We start from the raw sequence: 17,775 nt of genomic DNA, 5'->3' as shown, positions 1-17,775 counted from the left end.
GGGTCGGCCCGGGGACCGGCGCTCAGTCGGCGCCCAGATCGGTCTTGCGCAGCCGGTAGAGCGCCGAGATGTCCTCATCCCCGTGCCCCTGCTCGACCAGACGGTCGTAGTCGGCCAGGGTGCGCTCGATCAGCTCCAGCTCGATCCCCTCGGCGGCGAGTACGTCGCGGACGATGCCCAGATCCTTGCGGTGTAACGCCAGCCGGAAGCCCGGCGGGAAGTGGTCCTCAACCATATTGGGGCCGCGCTGGAGCAGCTGCCAGTTGCTGGCGGCCCCCGAGCCGACCACCTCGATGACCTGCTGCAGATCCAGCCCCTGCCCCTTGCCGTAGGCCAGGGCCGCAGCGACCCCCTGCATGATCCCGGCGACCATGATCTGGTTGACCGCCTTGGTGGCCTGGCCGGCACCCACCGGCCCCATGGCGTGGGCGGCGCTGCAGATGGGGTCGAGCACCGGGCGGATGCGCTCGAGTACCGCGCTATCGCCCCCGACCATCATCACCATGGTCCCCTGACGGGCCCCCTCCGGACCGCCGGAGACCGGGGCGTCCAGGAACACGCCGCCCCGGGGGGCGATGCTCTCCGCAGCCTGGCGCGCGGTATCCGGCGCCACGGTCGAAGTGTCCACCACCACCTTGCCCGGCTCCAGGCCGTCCGCCAGCCCGTCGAGCACCTCCAGCAGGTCGGCGTCGGCGTCGACGCTGATGAAGATGACGTCGGCGGCCGCGGCCACGGTGGCTGGCTCGTCGGCCAGGGCGACGCCGTGCTCGCCGGCGAACGCCTCGGCCTTCTCGCGGGTACGGTTCCAGACCGCCGCCAGCTGACCGGTGCGGGCCAGATTGCCGGCGATGCCGCTGCCCATCGCGCCCAGGCCGATGACCCCTGCCTTCATGCCGTTGCCTCCTTGTTTGCGCCCCGTGCCCCCGCTCAGGGGCCCTCCAGATAGGTGCCGCCGAGCAGCCCGGCCTCGAGGTCGGCCAGGCAGGCGCGGCGGGCCGCATCATCGAGATCGGCGGCGGCGATGCGGCGCCGATACGCGCCGCTGAGCTCCCGCTCGTCGAAGCCCACCGAGCGCAAGACCCCGCCGATGCTGTCGCCGCGCGTGGCGGTGATGAATCGGTGCCCCTGCTCATCGACCTCCACGTTCACCGAGTCGGTGGCGCCGAAGAGATTGTGCCGATCGCCGAGGATCTCCTGATAGGCACCGACCAGGAAGATGCCCAGCCATAGCGGTTCGCCGGGTTCCGGCTCGGGCAGGGGCAGGGTGCCCTCCACCCCGTCGCCGTCGACGTAGAGCGAGACGGTGCCGTCGGAGTCGCAGGTCAGATCCTGGACCACGCCACGCCGGCAGGCCGGCCGGTCGAGCCCCGAGAGGGGGACGATGGGAAAGATCTGATCGATCGCCCACACGTCGGGGATCGACTGGAACACCGAGAAGTTGGCGAACAGCTTGTCGGCCAACCCCTCGTTGAGGGCGTCGAGCACCTCTCGCTGGTGGGGGCGACCGGGGTTGAGCCGCCCGCGCAGCCGCGTGCCGATGGCCTGATAGCAGCGCTCGGCGTAGGCCCGCTGGGGCAGATCCAGGACCCCGTGGAGGTAAAGCCCGCGCGCCTCCTGCAGGTAGTGGCAGGCGTCGTGGTAGGCCTCGGTGGCCGGGCGCTGGGCGTGCTCCTCCAGGGTGCGGTAGAGCTCGCGCAAGACCTTGGGGGCGTCCGCCGGCGGCGGTTCCGGGGCGCTGGCCTCGCGGCTGTCGGTGTCGATCACCGGCGTCACCAGCACCGCATGGTGGGCGGTCATGGCGCGGCCGCTCTCGGTGATCAGCGTCGGGTGTGGCAGCCCGGCCTCGTCGCAGACCGCCTTGAGGGCGGCCACCACGTTATGGGCGTACTCGGCGATGCTGTAGTTCATCGAGCAGAAGGCCCGGGAGCGCGTGCCTTCGTAGTCCACCCCCAGGCCGCCGCCCACATCCACCTTGCTCACCGGCGCCCCCAGGCGGCGTAGCTCAGTGTAGAAGCGTGCCCCCTCCGAGAGACCCGCGCGGATATCGTGGACGTTGGCGATCTGCGAGCCGAGGTGGAAGTGCAGCAGCTCCAGGCGCTCCAGCAGATCCGCCTCGCGCAGCTCCTCCACCACCGCCAGGGCATCGGCGGCGGTCAGGCCGAACTTCGAGCGTTCCCCGCCGGTGTTCTGCCACTTGCCGGCACCCATGGAGGCCAGGCGGACCCGCAGCCCCAGCCGCGGCGCCACCCCCAGCCGGCGTGCCTCGCGGATGATCATCCGCGCCTCGGAGCGTTTCTCGAGGACCAGGTGGACCTGCAGCCCCAGCTGCAGGCCGCGCAGGGCCAGGCGGACGTACTCGGGGTCCTTGTAGCCGTTGCAGATCACGGTGCCCCCGGTCGGGGCCAGGGCCAGCACCGCCATCAGCTCGGGCTTGCTGCCGGCCTCCAGGCCCACCCGCCGGCCATCGCCGACGATCTCCTCGATCACCGAGCGCTGCTGATTGACCTTGATCGGGTAGACCGGCTGGTAGGCGCCGCGGTAATCGGCCTCGGCCATGGCCGCGCCGAAGGCGTCGCACAGGGCGTCGACGCGATCGCGCAGGATCGCCGGGAAGCGGATCAGCACCGGCGGGGAGACGCCCTGATCGGGCAGGTCGGCGACGATCCGGCGCAGATCCACGGCCGGCCCGCTGCCGCGGTGGGGGCGGACCTGCAGTCGCCCGGCGGCCGAGATGTCGAAATACCCCTCGCTCCAGCGAGGGACGTTGTACACCTCGCGGGCGGGTCGGTTGCTCCAGTCGTCGCTCATTGGGTCGTCTGCAACTGGTGGAGGAGAGACTGCGGCGCGACGCGCCACACTGCCCGAGGATGGTAACATTCGCGCATCCGCAGCGAGCGGAGCCGGACAACAACCCCATTGGCGGAGGCGCGATGCGCGAGGGATGGTTTACCGAAGCGGTCGAGGACGAGGGCGTCGCCTTCTCTTTGGCCATCGACGAGCGGGTCCACGAAGAGCAGAGCGAGTACCAGCACATCGAGGTCTACCGGACCCGGCGCTGGGGACGACTGCTGGTCCTCGACGGCTGCGTCATGCTCACCGAGCGGGACGAGTTCCTCTACCACGAGATGATGGCCCACCCGGCGCTCTTCGCCCACCGCGAGCCCCGGCGCGTGGCCATCGTCGGCGGCGGCGACTGCGGCATCCTGCGCGAGGTGCTCCGCCATCCGGGCGTGGAGCACACCCTGCAGGTGGAACTCGACGAGCGGGTGACCCGGGTCGCCGAGACCCACTTCCCGGACCTGTGCACCGCCAACGACGACGAGCGCGCCGAGCTGCGTTTCACCGACGGCCTGCGCTGGATCCGCGAGGCGGAGCCGGAGTCGCTGGACGTGGTGATCGTCGACAGCACCGACCCGGTCGGCCCGGCGGCGGGGCTGTTCACCAAGGAGTTCCTCACCGACGTGCGCAGCGCCCTGGGGCCCGGTGGCATTGTGGTCCAGCAGAGCGAGTCGCCACTGCTCCATCGCGATTCGGTCATCGCCCCGCTGCACCGCGCCGCCAGCGAGGCCGGCTTCGACGGCGTGCACACCTTGACTTTCCCGGTGCCCAGCTACCCCTCGGGGTGGTGGTCGGCGACGCTGATGGTCAACGGCGGCGACCCGCGCAACTTCCGCGAGGCCGATTCGGAGGAGAAGCCCTTCGAGACCCGCTACTACAACGCCGACATCCACCGGGCGGCTCTGGCGGTGCCGGAACTGCTCAAGTAGTCGTGGAGGTGCCTGCGTCAGGCGGCCCCGCGGGGGCCTAGCGCAGGCGGTCCAGGCGCAGGCGTTCGCGCTCGTCGAAGAGTCGGCGGGCGGCGAACCAGACCGCCGCCAGGGTGCCGAAGCCGGTCCCCACGGTGATCAGGAACATGATCAGGATCTGGTACTTCACCGCCTCCATTGGCGGCGCCCCGGCAAGGATCTGACCCGTCATCATGCCGGGGAGGCTGACGATCCCCGCTGCGGCCATGGCGTTGATCATCGGGATCATCCCCGAGCGCATGGCGTCGCGGCGGATCTGCTCCACCGCTACCCCCCACGGTTCGCCGAGGGCCAGTCGGGCCTCGATGACGTCCCGCTGCTGCCAGGCGCCGTCGGTCAGCCGGTCTACCGACAGGGCGATGCCGTTCATGGTATTGCCCAGGAGCATGCCCAGTAGCGGGATGGCGTACTGCGGCTGGTACCAGGGTTCCGGCTGGACCAGGGCGATCAGCGCCAGCACCGCCACGCTGAACGACGACAGGAACATCGCCGCGGTACCCAGGCCGAAGCCCCAGAAGCCGGCGAAGCGCCGCTTCTGGCGGGCCATCACCTCGCGGCCGGCCACCAGGAGCATCACCGCACTCATCAGCGCCACCCAATAGAGCGTGGCGTGGGCGAACAGGGTCTCCAGGACCAGGCCGACCAGCAGCAGCTGGATCACCGTGCGCGCCGCCGCGACCAGCAGTGAGCGCTCGACCCCCAGACGCCCGGCCCAAGAGAAGCCGGCCAGGGCCACCACCAGGGCGCCGGCGAGGACCAGATCCAGCGGGTCGAGGCGAATCAGCTCCTGGGTCACGGTGAGCCCTCCTCGGCGGTGCCGTGGTGGATGGTGAAGCGCTGGGCATCCAGGCGGCGGACCTGGTCGGGGTCGTGGGTCACCCAGACCATGGCCACACCCCGTCGGCGCTGGGTCTGAATCACCCGTTCCACCGCCTCGGTGGTGGCGCGATCCAGGTTGGCGGTGGGCTCGTCGAGCAGCAGCACCTGCGGCTGCAGCGCCACCGCACGGGCCAGGCCCAGGCGGCTGCGCTCGCCGGTGGAGAGCCGGCGCACCGACCACTGCGCCACGTCGGCGTCAAAGCCCAGTGCAGCCAGCGTGTCGGTCTCTAGGGTAGCCAGGTGCTCACCGACCGTCTCGGCCCACCACGCGCAGTCCGCTGCCAGATAGATGACCCGGCGGCGCCACTCATGGCCGGTGAAGGTCTGCCGCGGGCTACCGTCCAGGTGCACCTCGCCTTCGTTGGGATCGAGGTCGGCGATGGCGCGCAGCAGCCGGCTCTTGCCCGAGCCGGAGGGGCCGGCGAGGGCGGCGCAGCCCCCGGCCGGCACCCCGAGCCGGGGCCAGGCCGCCACCGCACAGCGCAGATCGCGGACCGACAGGCGGTCTCGGGCGGTCAAACCGGTGCCTTACAGCGGCAGGCTGGCGCCGATGCCGAAGGAGACGTCAGGGCTGGCGTCGTAGAGGCCCAGGCCCAGATAGGGGCGCAGGTGGACCTGTTCGACCTGCAGGCCGGCGCCGACGATCAGGTCCATGTGGTTGCCGTCCCCAGTGGGGCTCTCGTCGCCACGCAGCTCGACGTTGAGGTTGGTGCCGGTGTCCAGGGGGTGGGCGTAACCGATGCCCCAGTTGGCGTAGGTACCGCCGATGTCGTTGTCCTGGATGGTGTAGCCGAGCTCGCCGTAGACCAGCCCGGGACCCAGGCTGCGCTGCATGGGCAGGTTGACGTAGAAGTCCAGGCCGTCGTTGGGGTAGGGGGCCACGTCGTCGGCGCCGCCGGCCCGGGCGCCCACCTCCAGGGCAAAGTGCTGGTTGAGCTGGAGCTTGGCGAAGCCGGTGATCCCCTCCAGGCCCGAGTCGTCCGGGGCGCCGTCGTCGTCATCGGCGTTGCTGTTGAAGGTGAAGTAGGCGCCGTACTCGAAGTCGTCGGTGAGGCCGTAGCGAAAGCCCAGCGGACCCAGACGCAGGTTGTCGTAATCACCGGTGCCGATGTCGTTGCCGGGACCCTGCCCCGCCCCATCACTGGCCTCCCGCCCGAACTCGAAGGCCGCGTGGCCGAACAGCTCGGTGTTGTCGGCGCCGATCACGGAGACGCTGGAGATCGTCAGCGGCCGGTAGTCGGCGGCGCTGGCGGTCGAGGCGGCGACGACCGCGGTGAGGGCGCAGGTCCATGGGATCCACTTCGATTGCATGGTTTTTCTCCTCGGAACGGGGACTTGGATGCTGGCACGCAGGGTACAGGATAGCGGTTCCCTCTGCCCCCGCAGCAAAGAAAAGCGGGCGCCGAAGCGCCCGCAAGGTCTCCCGTTCGGGAGAGGAGGAGAGGAGCGGTTGCCCTACTTGCGACCGGCGGTGAAGTCCGGGTAGGCCTCCATCCCGCACTCGGTCACGTCCATGCCCTTCTGCTCGTCCTCTTCGCTGGCGCGGATCCCCAGGGTGAAGCGCAGGATCAGCCAGACGACCAGGCTGGCCAGGAAGACAAAGGTGAAGATCGATAGCAGCCCGGCGATCTGGGCACCGAAGGTGGCGTCCGGGTTGGAGAGCAGCACCGCCAGGATGCCCCAGATGCCCGCCGTGCCGTGGGCCGAGATGGCGCCCACCGGGTCGTCGATCTTCAGCTTATCGAGGGCGACGATGGAGAAGACCACCAGAACACCACCGACACCACCGATGAACGCGGCCAGCAGCGGCGACGGGGTGTCCGGCCCGGCGGTGATGGAGACCAGACCGGCGATGGCGCCGTTGAGGGCCATGGTCAGGTCGGCCTTGCCGAACAGGGCGCGGGCCAGCAGCAGGGCGGCGACCACACCGCCGGCGGCGGCCAGGTTGGTGTTCATGAAGATGGTGGCTACCGCGTTGGCTGCACCCGCCGAGGAGACCGACAGCTCCGAGCCGCCGTTAAACCCGAACCAGCCGAGCCAGAGGATGAAGGTGCCCAACGTGGCCAGCGGCAGGTTGGCGCCGGGGATGGCGCGTACCTCGCCGCGGGGGCCGTATTTGCCCTTGCGGGCGCCCAGGACCAGAACACCGGCCAGGGCCGCCGACGCGCCGGCCATGTGGACGATGGCCGAGCCGGCAAAGTCCGAAAAGCCCATCTGATCGAGGAAGCCGCCGCCCCAGCTCCACAGCCCCTGGATGGGGTAGATAAAGCCGGTGAGCACCACCGCGAAGATCAGGAAAGACCAGAGCTTCATGCGCTCGGCGACGGCGCCGGAGACGATGGACATGGCCGTGGCGACGAAGACCACCTGGAAGAAGAAGTCCGAGAAGTAGGACTCGGTGGCCTCGCCGCTGCGCGCCATCTCGGCCGTGACCGGCTCCGAGGCGGGCAGCAGGAAGCTGAAGGTGGGCAGCAGGCTGCCCGAGCTCTCGTACATCAGGTTCCAGCCGATGAGCATGTACATGATCACCGCGATGGAGTAGAGCCCGATGTTCTTGGTGAGGATCTCGGTGGTGTTCTTGGCGCGCACCATACCCGCCTCGAGCATGGTGAAGCCGGCGGCCATCCACATGACCAGTGCGCCCGAGAGCAGGAAGTAGAAGGTATCGAGGGCGTAGGCAAGTTCGACTACGTCTTCCATGGTTCAGGTCCTCTGCATTGGTTGGGGGCGGGCCGGTTACAGTGCGTCCGAACCGGTGTCGCCGGTGCGGATGCGGATGGCCTGCTCGACGTCGAAGACGAAGATCTTGCCGTCGCCGATCTTGCCGCTGTTGGCGGCCTGGCGGATGGCGTCACAGGCGCGGTCCACTAGACTGTCGTCAATGGCGACCTCCAGCTTCATCTTGGGCAGGAAGTCGACCACGTACTCGGCACCGCGGTAGAGCTCGGTGTGTCCCTTCTGCCGTCCGAAACCCTTCACCTCGGTGACCGTGATACCTTGGACGCCGATAGCGGAGAGGGCCTCGCGGACGTCATCGAGCTTGAAAGGCTTGATGATTGCCGTTACCAATTTCATGAGCGTCGTCCTCGTTGTACGCGTTGGCCGGAGCCGCAGCGGCGTGCTGATGCGGCTGCGGTCGAGAAGGACCTTGCAGGAGGCGTGCCAGGCCCTCGGATCGGCCGCGAAACCGCGTCGTGCCGGGGGGATAGGCTGGTGGCGCGGGCGGCCTCTGCACCAAACGGGGGCGGCGACAGGGCAACCGCACGGATTCGGTGCGTGACCACAGGGTTGGAAAGGCGATGATCGATCAGAAAACCATCGACGAACTGGCGCAGAAGCTCACGGCGAGCCTGCCGGCCGGCGTGCGCGAGTTCCACGACGAGGTGGAGAAGAACGTGCGCGCCTCGCTGCAGTCGGGCTTCTCGCGGCTCGATCTGGTGACCCGCGAGGAGTTCGATGCCCAGGCCAAGGTCCTGGCGCGGACTCGGGCCCAGCTCGAGGAGCTCAACCGCCGCGTCGCCGAGCTGGAAAAGGACCAGGGTGGCTCGGGCGGCGCCGGCGGTAGCGGGAGCTGATCCGCAGGCGGGCCTGCGGGCTCGCCGCGTAGGTCGTCCTCTGTGCCCATGAACCAGGGAGGGTTCCCATGGCACTGGCGGTTACCCGGGCGCGGGCGGCGCTCGGTGTGGCGGCCCCCGAGGTCCAGGTGGAGGTCCACCTGGCGCCGGGGCTGCCTGCGTTCTCACTGGTCGGCCTGCCCCAGGCCGAGGTGCGCGAGGCCCGGGACCGGGTCCGCAGCGCCATCATCAACAGCGGCCTGGAGTTTCCCGTCGGCCGCGTCACGGTCAACCTGGCCCCGGCGGATCTGCCCAAGGGCGGCGGACGCTTCGATCTGGCCATCGCGGTCGGCGTGCTGGCGGCGTCGGGTCAGGCCCACGGCGAACTCGAATCGCTGGAGTTCATCGGCGAGCTGGCCCTGGGCGGCCAGCTCCGCGAAGTGGGCGCCATCCTCCCGGCGGCACGGGCCGCCCGCGAGGCCGGCCGGCGGCTGATCATCCCGGGCGGCGACGCCGCCGAGGCGGCATTGGTTCACCCCGGGGGCACGGTGGCCGCGCAGCGCCTGCTGGCGGTGCTGGACCACCTGGACGGCCGCGAGCCCCTGCCCCCGGTGGGGTCGCCGACCGGGGCGCAGGAACGCTCTCCAGGCCCCGATCTCGCCGACGTCCGCGGCCAGGCCGGCCCGCGCCGGGCGCTGGAGGTCGCCGCCGCGGGGGGGCACAACCTGCTGCTCAGCGGCCCGCCCGGTACCGGCAAGAGCATGCTCGCCGAACGCCTGCCCGGGCTGTTGCCGCCGCTCCCGGAAGACGAGGCCCTGGAGGCGGCGGCGGTGCGCTCGGTCAGTGGCGAGGGGGTGGATCCGGCCAGCTGGCGGATCCCGGCCTTCCGGGCCCCCCACCACAGCATCTCCCCGGCGGCGCTGATCGGTGGCGGGCAGCCGCCCCGCCCCGGCGAGGTCTCCCTGGCCCACCGCGGCGTGCTCTTCCTCGACGAGTTCCCCGAACTGCCCCGCAACGCCCTGGAGGCGCTGCGTGAGCCCCTGCAGGCGCGGCGGGTGAGCATCGCCCGCAGCAACGCCCGGGTCACCTACCCGGCGGCCTTCCAGCTGGTGGCGGCCATGAACCCCTGTCCCTGCGGCTACCACGGCGACCCCCGCGGCGAGTGCCGCTGCACCCCGGATCAGGTGGCGCGCTACCGCGACCGGATCACCGGGCCGCTGCTCGATCGCTTCGATATCGCCGTCGAGGTGCCGCGGCTCAGCGCCCGGGAGCTGACCGCCGCGCCGGCGGCTGAGGCCACCGAGCAGGTGGCCGAACGGGTGGCCCGGGCCCGGGAGCGGCGGCGGGAGCGCTCCGGGCGGATCGCCGCCGAGCTCAGCGGGGAGGTCCTGCACGCGGCCTGCCCCCTCGAGCCGGAGGCCGAGGCGACCCTGGAGCGGGCCACCGAGGTCATCGGCCTCTCGCCGCGGGGGCACCACCGCCTGCTGCGGGTGGCGCGGACGATCGCCGATCTGGAAGGCATGGATGCCATCGACGCCCGCTACGTGGCCGAGGCGGTGGGGTTGCGCCGGGGGCTCGAGCAGCGGGGCGGGGTGGGGTGAAAGGGGGGCGCCGGCGGCGCCCCCGGCTCAGGTTAGAAGGACCGTGAAACCATTACTGCGAACTGGTCGTCACTCCCAGATTCATCCGTATCTGTCCACATCACACTGAAGTCCAGGGTCTGATAGGTGTAGCTGGCCCCCACGGCGTAGTAGATGTAATCGCCATTGTCGTCATCGGGCTCCACGAAGCCCAGCTGACCCAAAGCCGATACACCGGCCCCGATGGGGTGAGCCAGATTTAACTCGCCGGTGATGTCGGGCTCGCTATTGGAGTAGAGGTAGAAATCGTAGTCTAGTTCGCCGAATGACGAAGCGATCCCGGCGTAGAGTTCCTCGTCGTCCGAGTCCCCCGCTGGGTAATAGGTATAAGCCACGGCGCCAAGATCCAGGCTGAGGCCAGGGGCGAACTCAAAGGCATACCCGGCATAAAAGTCGATTTCCGTTGCGTCCTCCCCGAGGACGACACTGCTACCCCAAGTCCCGATGTAGAACCCGCTAGCGTGGTCGAGATCGAAACCGCCCTGGATGGCGGGATCCTCGTCGCTTTCGGACCCACCGCGGAGAAGATAGTTGGAGGTGATCGCCACGTTGGACGACAGGCTCCACCCGGCGCCGAGCTCTTCGGCCTGGGCGTTGGCGGAGAGGCCGAGGAGCAGGCCGCCGGCGGCGGCGAGGAACGGGAGAGGCTTCTTCATGATCGGGCACCTTGTCTAGTTCTGGGTCCGTGGGTCGGGGCGGCCACCGCCGGTCTCGGCGTATGGCGCGCTCACGGAACCCTTAAGCATGATGCGTGCCAGCGAGGGGTGGTCCCCAAGAGTCAGGGGGTTACGGCGTAGCGAAGGCGCTGTGGGGATGCTCGGCGGCCGCCCTGCACCAGTCCGGCACGGTGGCCGCACCACCCCGGTGCGTGGGCCCGGCGTGGTTGCAGGCGGCCCCGACCGGCAGGAAGAATAGCCGCTTTCTGATGCGGACGATGCGAGGGGGTAGGAATGCACCAGGTGCTGCTGTCGACGCACGTGCTGGCCGCCGTGGCCAGTCTCGGTCTGTTCATCGCCCGGGGGATCCTGATGTTCCGCGGTTCTGCGGCCCTGGATCACAAGGTCCTGCGCGTGGCGCCGCGGGTCGCCGACACCGTGCTGCTGCTCACAGCGGTGGTGCTGATGGTGATGATCGCCCAGTACCCGTTCGTCGACGGCTGGCTCACCGTCAAGCTCCTCGGCCTGATCGCCTACATCGCCCTCGGGGTGGTGGCCCTGGGGCGGAGCCGTCCCCGGCCGATCCGCATGGCCGCCTTTGTCGGCGGCATCGTGGTGATCGGTTACCTGTACCTCTACAGCGTCACCCGCGAACCGCTGCTGATCGTCGGCCTGGGCTGATCCGGAAGGCCCCGGGCACTGCTATAGTGTCCGGGGCAGCCAACGGAGCCGGATCATGCGTCTAACCCGCCACAGCGACTACGCCCTGCGGGTCCTGCTCTTCCTGGGGGCTGCACAGGGCGAGCTGGTCACCATCGGGGCCATTGCCGAGCGCTTCGAGATCTCGCGCAACCACCTGATGAAGGTGGTCAACCGCCTGGCCGCCCACGGCTTCGTGGAGACCGTGCGCGGCAAGCGCGGGGGGATTCGGCTGGCCCAGCCGCCGGAGACGATCCCACTGGGCGAACTGCTCCGGCGCACCGAGGAAGACTTCACCCTGGTGGAGTGTTTCCGGGAGGAGGACCAGCGCTGTCGGATCGAGGGCACCTGCGCCGTCCGTGCCGTCCTGGACGAGGCCCTGCACGCCTTCCTGGCGGTACTCGATCGCTACACGCTGGCCGATCTGCTGCACAACCGCGGCGCCCTGGCCGTGGACCTCAATCTGATCGACCGGCGCGCGGCGGAGACCGGCTGAACGCAGCCCGGGGGTCGTCGAGTCGAAGAGCAAGGAAGGGTCTGGAGCGGGTGATGGGAATCGAACCCACATCGCCAGCGTGGGAAGCTGGAGCTCTACCATTGAGCTACACCCGCTGCGGACAGTCGAAATCATAGCGCTGTAAGCCGCCGAGGACAACCGGTGCCGCAGTGCCGCACGCCGCGTTACACTATCTGAGATGAGTAGTATGGCAACCAGCATACAGGTTCAGGTCAACGGCGAGGGCATGACCCTGCCGGCCGGGGCGAGCTGTGCCGACGTCCTGCAGCGGCTCGGTGTCAGCGAAGAGCAGCGCCTGGCGGTGGAGGTCAACGAGACCATCGTCCCCCGCAGTCAGCTCGGCGACCACCAACTGGCCGATGGCGATCGCGTGGAGGTCATCCAGGCCATCGGCGGCGGCTGACCCGAGTCCCGAAACAGCACGGAGTCCAAGAGAAAGATGGCGGATCGCGATCCCCTGGTCATCGCCGGGCGTGAGTACCACTCGCGTCTGCTGGTCGGTACCGGCAAGTACCGTGATATGGAGCAGACCCGCGCGGCCATCGAGGCGAGCGGTGCAGAGATCGTCACCATCGCCCTGCGTCGCAGCAACATCGGCCAGAATCCCGACGAGCCGAACCTGCTCGACGCCGTACCGCCGGATCGCTACACCATCCTGCCCAATACCGCCGGCTGCTATACGGTCAAGGATGCGGTGCGCACCTGCCGGTTGGGCCGCGAGCTGCTTGACGGCCACAACCTGGTCAAGCTCGAGGTCATCGGCGACGAGCGCACCCTCTACCCGGATGTGCCCGGGACCCTGGAGGCCGCCGAGCAGCTGGTGGCCGAGGGCTTCGAGGTCATGGCCTATACCAGCGACGACCCCATCACCGCCAAACGGCTCGAAGAGATCGGCTGCGTGGCCGTGATGCCGCTGGCCGCCCCCATCGGTTCGGGGCTCGGGATCCAGAACCGCTACAACATCCTGGAGATCGTCGACCGCCTGGAGGTCCCGGTCCTGGTGGACGCCGGGGTGGGGACCGCCTCCGACGTGGCCGTGGCCATGGAGCTCGGCTGTGACGCCGTGTTGCTCAATACGGCCATCGCCGGTGCGCGGGATCCGGTGCTCATGGCCTCGGCCATGCGCAAGGGCGTCGAGGCCGGGCGCGAGGCGTACCGTGCCGGTCGCATCCCCAAGAAGCGCTACGCCGCGGCGTCGTCGCCCGAGGAAGGGACCTTCTTCGAGTGAGCCAGCCGCGACAGACCCGCACATTCGTCCGCCGCGAGGGGCGCCTGACCCAGGGCCAGCAGCGGGCCCTGGAGGGGCTCTGGCCGCAATTCGGGGTCGATGTCCCCGAGCGCGGGGTGATCGACCTCGACGGCCTGTTCGGTCGTGCCGCGCCGCGGGTGCTGGATATCGGCTTTGGCGACGGCGAGGCCCTGGTGGAGATGGCTGCCGCCGACCCGGAGCGCGATTACCTGGGGGTCGAGGTCCACCGGCCGGGGGTGGGGCACTGCCTGCTCTGCGCCGAGCAGGCCGGGCTCGACAACCTCCGCGTGGCGACGGTGGATGCCGTCGAGCTGGTGCGCCACCACCTGCCCGGGCCCAGCCTGGAGACCGTGCAGATCTTCTTTCCGGATCCCTGGCCGAAGAAGCGCCACCACAAGCGGCGGATCATCCAGCCCGCCTTCCTCGACCTCCTCGCCGAGCGATTGGTGCCCGGGGGGGCGCTGCACCTGGCCACCGACTGGGCGGACTACGCCGAGTGGATGCTCGACACGCTGGAGGCCGACGCGCGCTTCGAGAACACCTGTGGTCCGCGCGCCTTCGTGCCGCCTCCGCCGCCGCGCCCGCAGACCAAGTTCGAGCGCCGCGGCCTGCGCAAGGGGCACCAGGTCCACGATCTGATCTACCGTCTGCGGCCGGACACCGCCGGCTAGCCGGCCCGCCTCGGCGGGCTGGCTAGCCGCGCGTCGGGGGATCTTCGCTGAGCCCGCTCTGGCGCAGCAGCGGCTCGATGCTCGGCGAACGGCCGCGGAACCCCTGGAACAGCTCCCGTGCCGGGGCGGCGCCGCCCATCTCCAGGATGTTCTCGGCCAGCGACTGGCCCACGCTGCGCTCCAGCAGGCCCTCCTCGCGGAACCGCTCGAAGGCGTCGGCCGAGAGCACCTCCGCCCACTTGTAGCTGTAGTAGCCCGCGGCGTAGCCGCCGGCGAAGATGTGCGCGAAGCTGTGCGGGAAGCGCTGCCAGGCCGGCGGATGGACCACCGCCACGCGGCGGCGGACATCCTCGAGGGTGCTCAGGATGCTGGCCGCCTCCGGCGCGTCTTTGCGCTGGTGGAGTTCCAGATCGAACAGCGAGAACTCCAGCTGGCGGAGCATGTGCAGGCCAACCTGGAAGTCGCGGGACGCCCGTAGCCGCTCAAACAGCTCCCGGGGGAGCGGCTCGCCGGTCTGGTAGTGGGCGGCCATCAGGTCCAGCCCCTCGCGCTCCCAGCACCAGTTCTCGAGCAGCTGGCTGGGTAACTCGACGGCGTCCCACTCCACCCCATGGATGCCCGCCACCGGACGCCAGTCCTGCCGGGTGAGCAGGTGGTGCAGGGTGTGGCCGAACTCATGGAAGAGGGTGACCACCTCGTCGTGAGTGAGCAGGGCGGGCTCGCCCTCGGCGGTGGGCGTAAAGTTGCAGGTGAGGAAGGCCACCGGCGGCTGGATGTCGTGCTCGCGCTGGCGGCGACTGCAACACTCGCCCATCCAGGCGCCGCTGCGTTTGCCGGTGCGCGCGTAGAGATCGGCGTAGAGGCCGCCGCGCGGGCTGCCGTCGGTGTCCAGCAGCTCGTAGTAGCGCACGTCCGGGTGCCAGGTGTCGACGTCGTTGCGCAGGCGGAACCGGGCCCCGAACAGTCGCTCGGCGATGGTGAACAGCCCCTCGACCACGTGTTCGGCCGGGAAGTACGGTCGCAGCGTCTCGTCGGAGAGCTGGAAGCGCTCCTCGCGCAGCCGCTCGCTGTAGTAGGCGACGTCCCAGACCTCCAGATGGTCGATGCCGTCACGCTCGAACGCGAAGCGCTGCAGCTCGTCGAACTCGGCCTGTGCGCGGGGACGGGCCCGCTCGGCCAGATCGGTGAGGAAGCCGTGCACCTCCTCCGGGGAGTCGGCCATGCGCCGTGCCAGCGCCTGATCGGCGTAACTCCGGTAGCCGAGCAGCTCGGCCTGCTCCGCGCGCAGGCGCAGGATCTCCTCCATGACCGGGGTGTTGTCGTACTGCCCGGCGTGGGGGCCGGCGTCCGAGGCGCGAGTGGCGTGGGCGGTGTAGACCTCGCGGCGCAGCTCGCGATCCTCGGCGTGCTGCAGCACCGCCAGCACGCTGGGCATCTGCAGGGTCAGCCGGTAACCCCCGGCGCCGGCCTCGGCCGCGGCCTGGCGCGCCATGGAGCGGGCCGAATCGGGTAGCCCGGCAAGTGCTGCTTCGTCGACATCCAGGTGCCACGCCTGGGTGGCATCGAGCACGTTTTCCTGGAATCGGGCGCCCAGTTCGGCCAGACGCTGGGCATTGGCCCGGAAGCGGCTGCGGGCCGGCTCCTCCAGCCCCACTCCGGCGAGTTCGAGATCGCGCAGGGTGTCGGTGATCACCTTGCGCTGCGCGGCGTCGAGCCCGAGGGCGGCGGCCCGCTCGGCCAGGTCCTGCACCGCCTGGAAGAGGCGTGGGTCCTGGGCCTGTTCGGCGTAGTGCGCGCTAAGCGCCGGCAGTGCCGCGTTGTAGGCCTGACGCAGGGCCGGCGAATCCGCCACGGCGTGCAGGTGCGAGATCGGTGCCCAGGCCCGGGCCAGCCGGTCGTCGGCGTCCTCAAGGGGCCGCATCAGGTTGTCCCAGGTGTAGGGTGGGCCGGCGGCCAGGGCCGTCTCGAGGGCCTGGCGACTGGTCTCGATCAGAGAGTCGACGGCCGGCTCGACGTGCTCGGCCTGGATGCTCGAAAACGGCGGTAGCAGGTGATCGCTAAGCAGCGGGTTTTCCGACATATCACCACCTTTGGAGCGGACGCGTTACACTCTAGCACGCGTGCGGCGAACGATCCCTGTACCCGAGCCGGGGCGATCCGTTCGCCCGAAGCTGCTTGTCGAGGAGGGTCCATGACGGACGAGTACGATCTGATCGTCATCGGTGGCGGTAGCGGCGGCATGGCGACGGCACGACGCGCCGCGGCCCACGGTGCTCGCGTGGCCATGGTCGAGCGCGATCGCCTGGGGGGCACCTGCGTCAACGTCGGCTGCGTGCCCAAGAAGGTGATGTGGTACGCCAGCGAGACGGCGGCGGCGCTGGAGCGCGCTGCCGACTTCGGCTTCAGCCTCGAGCAGGCTCCGGAGTTCGACTGGGGGGGGCTGTGCCGGGCCCGGGACGCCTACGTCGAGCGGCTCAACGGCATCTACGCCAGCAACGTCGAGCGCGCCGGCATCGATCTCTACCGGGGCACCGGAGAGCTCCGTGACGCCCATACCGTGGCGGTGGATGGCCAGCCCCTGCGCGGCCGCTATATACTCCTCGCCCCGGGCGGGCGGCCGAGCCGGCCGGACATCCCCGGCGCCGATTACGGCATCGACTCCGACGGCTTCTTCCAGCTCCACGAGCAGCCGCGTCGGGCCGTGGTGGTGGGGGCCGGTTACATCGCCGTGGAACTGGCCGGCGTGCTCCACCACCTGGGCACCGAGACCACCCTGACCGTGCGCCGGGACGGTCCCCTGCGTGGCTTCGATCCGCTGCTACGGGAGTCGCTGGCCGAGAGCCTGGAAGTGGACGGGTTCGACCTGCGCACCCACTTCGTCCCCGCCGCCTGCGAGCGCCAGGCCGATGGGCGGCTCACGCTGCTGGCCGAAGACGGTCAACGGATCGAGGACGTGGATACCGTCATCTGGGCCATCGGCCGGGATGCCGCCACCGCGGACCTGGGTCTTGAGCGGGCCGGCATCACCCCGCGGGCGGATGGCACCATTCCGGTGGACGACTACCAGCGCACCGAGGTCGACTCGGTGCTCGCCGTGGGGGACGTCACCGGCAACGACTTCCCGCTGACCCCCGTGGCCATCGCCGCCGGACGCCGGCTGGCCGACCGGCTCTTCGCCGGCCAGAGCGACAGCCGGCTGGCGTACCGGGACATCCCCTCCGTGGTCTTCACCCACCCGCCGCTGGGCACCGTGGGCATGACCGAGCCGGAGGCCGAGGCCGCCTACGGCGCCGATCAGGTCACCTGCTATCAGACGCGGTTCTTCCCCATGAACTACGCCCTGGCCCCGCAGGCGGTGAAGCGGCGCACGGCCATGAAGCTGGTGACCGTGGGTGCCGAGGAGCGGGTGGTCGGCGTGCACATCTTCGGCGAGGCCGCCGACGAGATGCTCCAGGGTTTCGCCGTGGCGGTGCGCATGGGGGCCACCAAGGCCGATTTCGACAACACAGTGGCCATCCACCCCACCAGCGCCGAAGAACTGGTCACCCTGTGAGCGCAAGGGAGCCGACATGATCCGCGAATTCGGAGGCATTCGCCCGCAGTTGGGGCCCGGCGCCTGGGTCGACGCCACGGCCCTGGTCATCGGCGATGTGAGCCTGCACGAGGAGGTCTCGGTCTGGCCTACCGCCGTGCTGCGGGGGGACGTTCACCGCATCGAGGTCGGGGCACGGACCAATATCCAGGACGGCGCGGTGGTCCACGTCGCCCACGACGGCCCCTATAGCCCGGGGGGGTTCCCGGCGCTGATCGGCGCCGAGGTCACCGTCGGCCACAAGGCCGTGATCCACGCCTGTCGGGTCGGGGACCACTGCCTGGTGGGGATCGGTTCGGTGATCCTCGACGGCGCCGTGGTCGGCCCAGAGAGCATCATTGGCGCCGGCGCCCTAGTGCCGCCGGGCAAGGAGCTGGAGGGCGGCTACCTCTACCTGGGCAACCCCGCCAAGCCGGTGCGCGAGCTTACTGATCAGGAGCGCGAGCACCTGCGCTACTCCGCCAACCACTACGTGGGCCTGAAAGAGCGACACCGCGGCAGCGCCTAGGCCA

The 17,775-nt window shown here is 70.0% G+C and carries 19 protein-coding genes and 1 tRNA gene; 10 read left to right on the top strand and 10 right to left on the bottom strand.

Annotated elements, in window-relative coordinates:
* Positions 1 to 22: 22 nt before the first annotated feature.
* Both HHAL_RS12195 and speA read right to left on the bottom strand, forming a co-directional pair.
* Positions 23 to 892 (bottom strand): NAD(P)-dependent oxidoreductase, encoded by an 870-nt coding sequence (locus HHAL_RS12195; RefSeq protein WP_011815198.1) that lies wholly within the window; start codon positions 890 to 892, stop codon positions 23 to 25.
* 35 nt (positions 893 to 927) lie between these two features.
* The gene (speA, locus tag HHAL_RS12190) at positions 928 to 2,808 is read right to left on the bottom strand and encodes a biosynthetic arginine decarboxylase (protein WP_011815197.1); all 1,881 of its coding nucleotides are present in this window, start codon (positions 2,806 to 2,808) and stop codon (positions 928 to 930) included.
* 122 nt (positions 2,809 to 2,930) lie between these two features.
* Here speA and speE point away from each other — a divergent pair, with 122 nt between their 5' ends.
* Entirely contained in the window at positions 2,931 to 3,767 is an 837-nt protein-coding gene (gene speE / locus HHAL_RS12185; RefSeq protein WP_011815196.1) for a polyamine aminopropyltransferase, read from the top strand.
* Between the two features lie 37 nt (positions 3,768 to 3,804).
* On the opposite strand, the gene HHAL_RS12180 is transcribed toward speE, so the two are convergent.
* The 5 genes from HHAL_RS12180 to HHAL_RS12160 form a co-directional block, all read right to left on the bottom strand.
* The gene (locus HHAL_RS12180; RefSeq protein ID WP_011815195.1) at positions 3,805 to 4,602 is read right to left on the bottom strand and encodes an ABC transporter permease; all 798 of its coding nucleotides are present in this window, start codon (positions 4,600 to 4,602) and stop codon (positions 3,805 to 3,807) included.
* Complete coding sequence (locus tag HHAL_RS12175; protein ID WP_011815194.1) at positions 4,599 to 5,204, bottom strand: ABC transporter ATP-binding protein; 606 nt, start codon at positions 5,202 to 5,204, stop codon at positions 4,599 to 4,601. Before HHAL_RS12175 ends, HHAL_RS12180 begins: the two co-directional genes overlap by 4 nt.
* Positions 5,205 to 5,213: 9 nt before the next feature.
* Positions 5,214 to 5,996, bottom strand: coding sequence for a hypothetical protein (locus tag HHAL_RS12170; RefSeq protein WP_011815193.1), 783 nt, complete (start codon positions 5,994 to 5,996; stop codon positions 5,214 to 5,216).
* Positions 5,997 to 6,140: 144 nt separating this feature from the next.
* Positions 6,141 to 7,310 (bottom strand): ammonium transporter family protein, encoded by a 1,170-nt coding sequence (locus tag HHAL_RS12165; RefSeq protein ID WP_420842058.1) that lies wholly within the window; start codon positions 7,308 to 7,310, stop codon positions 6,141 to 6,143.
* A gap of 111 nt (positions 7,311 to 7,421) precedes the next feature.
* On the bottom strand, positions 7,422 to 7,760 hold the full coding sequence (locus HHAL_RS12160; protein ID WP_011815191.1) for a P-II family nitrogen regulator: 339 nt from the start codon (positions 7,758 to 7,760) through the stop codon (positions 7,422 to 7,424).
* Between the two features lie 224 nt (positions 7,761 to 7,984).
* On the opposite strand from HHAL_RS12160, the gene ubiK reads away from it, so the two are divergent.
* Complete coding sequence (gene ubiK, locus HHAL_RS12155; RefSeq protein ID WP_011815190.1) at positions 7,985 to 8,260, top strand: ubiquinone biosynthesis accessory factor UbiK; 276 nt, start codon at positions 7,985 to 7,987, stop codon at positions 8,258 to 8,260.
* A 68-nt stretch (positions 8,261 to 8,328) separates the two neighbouring features.
* Positions 8,329 to 9,840, top strand: coding sequence for a YifB family Mg chelatase-like AAA ATPase (locus HHAL_RS12150; RefSeq protein WP_011815189.1), 1,512 nt, complete (start codon positions 8,329 to 8,331; stop codon positions 9,838 to 9,840).
* A 32-nt stretch (positions 9,841 to 9,872) separates the two neighbouring features.
* Here the strand turns inward: HHAL_RS12150 and HHAL_RS12810 are convergent, their stop codons facing one another.
* Positions 9,873 to 10,535, bottom strand: a complete 663-nt coding sequence (locus tag HHAL_RS12810) for a TorF family putative porin (RefSeq protein ID WP_011815188.1) — start codon at positions 10,533 to 10,535, stop codon at positions 9,873 to 9,875.
* 294 nt (positions 10,536 to 10,829) lie between these two features.
* On the opposite strand from HHAL_RS12810, the gene HHAL_RS12140 reads away from it, so the two are divergent.
* Together HHAL_RS12140 and HHAL_RS12135 are read left to right on the top strand one after the other, a co-directional pair.
* A complete protein-coding gene (locus HHAL_RS12140) occupies positions 10,830 to 11,216 on the top strand; it encodes a SirB2 family protein (RefSeq protein ID WP_011815187.1) in 387 nt (128 codons plus the stop codon).
* Between the two features lie 55 nt (positions 11,217 to 11,271).
* The gene (locus tag HHAL_RS12135) at positions 11,272 to 11,730 is read left to right on the top strand and encodes an RrF2 family transcriptional regulator (RefSeq protein ID WP_011815186.1); all 459 of its coding nucleotides are present in this window, start codon (positions 11,272 to 11,274) and stop codon (positions 11,728 to 11,730) included.
* A 42-nt stretch (positions 11,731 to 11,772) separates the two neighbouring features.
* On the opposite strand, the gene HHAL_RS12130 is transcribed toward HHAL_RS12135, so the two are convergent.
* Positions 11,773 to 11,846 (bottom strand) — tRNA-Gly (locus tag HHAL_RS12130).
* Positions 11,847 to 11,950: 104 nt separating this feature from the next.
* On the opposite strand from HHAL_RS12130, the gene thiS reads away from it, so the two are divergent.
* Genes thiS through trmB form a run of 3 tightly spaced genes read left to right on the top strand, consistent with a single transcriptional unit; the run spans position 11,951 to position 13,671 of the window.
* Positions 11,951 to 12,154 carry a sulfur carrier protein ThiS gene (gene thiS / locus HHAL_RS12125; protein WP_041595720.1) on the top strand — a complete coding sequence of 68 codons (204 nt, stop codon included), beginning with the start codon at positions 11,951 to 11,953 and terminating at the stop codon, positions 12,152 to 12,154.
* A 36-nt stretch (positions 12,155 to 12,190) separates the two neighbouring features.
* Positions 12,191 to 12,979 (top strand): thiazole synthase, encoded by a 789-nt coding sequence (locus HHAL_RS12120; protein ID WP_011815184.1) that lies wholly within the window; start codon positions 12,191 to 12,193, stop codon positions 12,977 to 12,979.
* Positions 12,976 to 13,671: a tRNA (guanosine(46)-N7)-methyltransferase TrmB gene (gene trmB, locus HHAL_RS12115; RefSeq protein ID WP_011815183.1), complete on the top strand. Its 696-nt coding sequence runs from the start codon at positions 12,976 to 12,978 to the stop codon at positions 13,669 to 13,671. The genes HHAL_RS12120 and trmB overlap by 4 nt, the downstream gene beginning before the upstream one ends.
* 22 nt (positions 13,672 to 13,693) lie before the next feature.
* On the opposite strand, the gene HHAL_RS12110 is transcribed toward trmB, so the two are convergent.
* A complete protein-coding gene (locus HHAL_RS12110) occupies positions 13,694 to 15,751 on the bottom strand; it encodes a M3 family metallopeptidase (RefSeq protein ID WP_011815182.1) in 2,058 nt (685 codons plus the stop codon).
* Between the two features lie 111 nt (positions 15,752 to 15,862).
* Here HHAL_RS12110 and gorA point away from each other — a divergent pair, with 111 nt between their 5' ends.
* Both gorA and HHAL_RS12100 read left to right on the top strand, forming a co-directional pair.
* Positions 15,863 to 17,224 (top strand): glutathione-disulfide reductase, encoded by a 1,362-nt coding sequence (gene gorA / locus HHAL_RS12105; RefSeq protein WP_011815181.1) that lies wholly within the window; start codon positions 15,863 to 15,865, stop codon positions 17,222 to 17,224.
* Positions 17,225 to 17,240: 16 nt separating this feature from the next.
* Complete coding sequence (locus HHAL_RS12100) at positions 17,241 to 17,771, top strand: gamma carbonic anhydrase family protein (RefSeq protein ID WP_011815180.1); 531 nt, start codon at positions 17,241 to 17,243, stop codon at positions 17,769 to 17,771.
* Positions 17,772 to 17,775 lie beyond the last annotated feature (4 nt).

Source organism: Halorhodospira halophila SL1, from assembly GCF_000015585.1.
Taxonomy (GTDB): Bacteria; Pseudomonadota; Gammaproteobacteria; order Nitrococcales; family Halorhodospiraceae; genus Halorhodospira; species Halorhodospira halophila.
This window is presented reverse-complemented; position numbering and strand designations above follow the sequence as displayed.

Coding starts and splice junctions, on each gene's coding strand:
- HHAL_RS12195 (WP_011815198.1), bottom strand. CDS start 892: ATGAAGGCAGGGGTCATCGGCCTGGGCGCGATGGGCAGCGGCATCGCC.
- speA (WP_011815197.1), bottom strand. CDS start 2,808: ATGAGCGACGACTGGAGCAACCGACCCGCCCGCGAGGTGTACAACGTC.
- speE (WP_011815196.1), top strand. CDS start 2,931: ATGCGCGAGGGATGGTTTACCGAAGCGGTCGAGGACGAGGGCGTCGCC.
- HHAL_RS12170 (WP_011815193.1), bottom strand. CDS start 5,996: ATGCAATCGAAGTGGATCCCATGGACCTGCGCCCTCACCGCGGTCGTC.
- HHAL_RS12165 (WP_420842058.1), bottom strand. CDS start 7,310: ATGGCCGCCGGCTTCACCATGCTCGAGGCGGGTATGGTGCGCGCCAAG.
- HHAL_RS12160 (WP_011815191.1), bottom strand. CDS start 7,760: ATGAAATTGGTAACGGCAATCATCAAGCCTTTCAAGCTCGATGACGTC.
- ubiK (WP_011815190.1), top strand. CDS start 7,985: ATGATCGATCAGAAAACCATCGACGAACTGGCGCAGAAGCTCACGGCG.
- HHAL_RS12150 (WP_011815189.1), top strand. CDS start 8,329: ATGGCACTGGCGGTTACCCGGGCGCGGGCGGCGCTCGGTGTGGCGGCC.
- HHAL_RS12810 (WP_011815188.1), bottom strand. CDS start 10,535: ATGAAGAAGCCTCTCCCGTTCCTCGCCGCCGCCGGCGGCCTGCTCCTC.
- HHAL_RS12140 (WP_011815187.1), top strand. CDS start 10,830: ATGCACCAGGTGCTGCTGTCGACGCACGTGCTGGCCGCCGTGGCCAGT.
- HHAL_RS12135 (WP_011815186.1), top strand. CDS start 11,272: ATGCGTCTAACCCGCCACAGCGACTACGCCCTGCGGGTCCTGCTCTTC.
- HHAL_RS12120 (WP_011815184.1), top strand. CDS start 12,191: ATGGCGGATCGCGATCCCCTGGTCATCGCCGGGCGTGAGTACCACTCG.
- HHAL_RS12110 (WP_011815182.1), bottom strand. CDS start 15,751: ATGTCGGAAAACCCGCTGCTTAGCGATCACCTGCTACCGCCGTTTTCG.
- gorA (WP_011815181.1), top strand. CDS start 15,863: ATGACGGACGAGTACGATCTGATCGTCATCGGTGGCGGTAGCGGCGGC.
- HHAL_RS12100 (WP_011815180.1), top strand. CDS start 17,241: ATGATCCGCGAATTCGGAGGCATTCGCCCGCAGTTGGGGCCCGGCGCC.